The following is a 938-nucleotide window of genomic DNA, read 5'->3' on the forward strand; positions in this document are numbered from 1 at the left end:
ACACGCCGGCCAGGGTGGCCACCGCACTCCGCTGGGTGCCCGCAGCGACGCGAACAACGCGCGATTGTCACCCGCCCGACAGGATCGCCCCGATGCCGGCCGTTCGGACGCGGGCGCAACGGGTAGCTGGCGTCGCGCCCGGCGGCCTCCGGCAGCTCGGACCACCGCCGCTCCAGCGCAGCGACGAACGCAGGATCGTCCGGACCGGTCCGCCGCTCGAGCCGGCGCAACCGATCGATAAAGCTCACCCGCACCTTCCCAGCCCGCACACAACCGGTACGACCTATGGCCCGGCCGGCGCGGGGAATCCGCTGCCCGGGCAACATTTCCACTCCCGGTAGCCGCCAGCCGTTGGCGTACCACCGAGTCGTTGTGTTCTGCGCTCGGTCGTTTGGCGTACTACCGTCCTCGAATGGACCTTGATGAGGCGCGGAAGGTCATTCGCGAGCAGCACCGAGCGGTGCTGGCCACGATGCGCGACGACGGCAGGCCGCAGATGTCGCCGGTCCTGGTCGCGGTGGACGACGAGGGACGTGTGGTGGTGAGCACCCGGGAGACCGCCGTCAAGGTGCGCAACCTGCGCAGGGACCCACGGCTGTGGCTGTGCGTGCTGCCGGACGGGTTCTTCGGCCGGTGGATCCAGGTGGACGGCCGCGCCGAGATCGTCTCTTTGCCGGACGCGATGGACGGCCTGGTGGACTACTACCGGCGCACGGCAGGCGAGCACGAGAACTGGGACGAATACCGGGCGGCGATGCGGGCCGAGCGGCGCGTGCTGCTGCGGGTCACGCTCGACCGCGCCGGCCCCGACCGCAATGGCCTTGCGTTAGGTTGATCTTGGCGCCGACACGCCGGTCGAGGTGTGTCGTCTGGTGGTCGCCTCTGGGGATGATCGCCGGGTGGCGCACGACGGGTCGGAGGGGGTGTCTCCGGAGGGC

At 70.7% G+C, this 938-nt stretch carries 1 protein-coding gene; it reads left to right on the plus strand.

The genetic code is table 11. The annotated features are described in order from the left end of the window. Positions 1–412: 412 nt before the first annotated feature. Positions 413–835 carry a PPOX class F420-dependent oxidoreductase gene (locus KME75_RS41975; RefSeq protein WP_219420619.1) on the plus strand — a complete coding sequence of 141 codons (423 nt, stop codon included), beginning with the start codon at positions 413–415 and terminating at the stop codon, positions 833–835. Positions 836–938: the final 103 nt, after the last annotated feature.

The organism is Pseudonocardia nigra (genome assembly GCF_019396355.1).
GTDB classification, from domain to species: domain Bacteria; phylum Actinomycetota; class Actinomycetes; order Mycobacteriales; family Pseudonocardiaceae; genus Pseudonocardia; species Pseudonocardia nigra.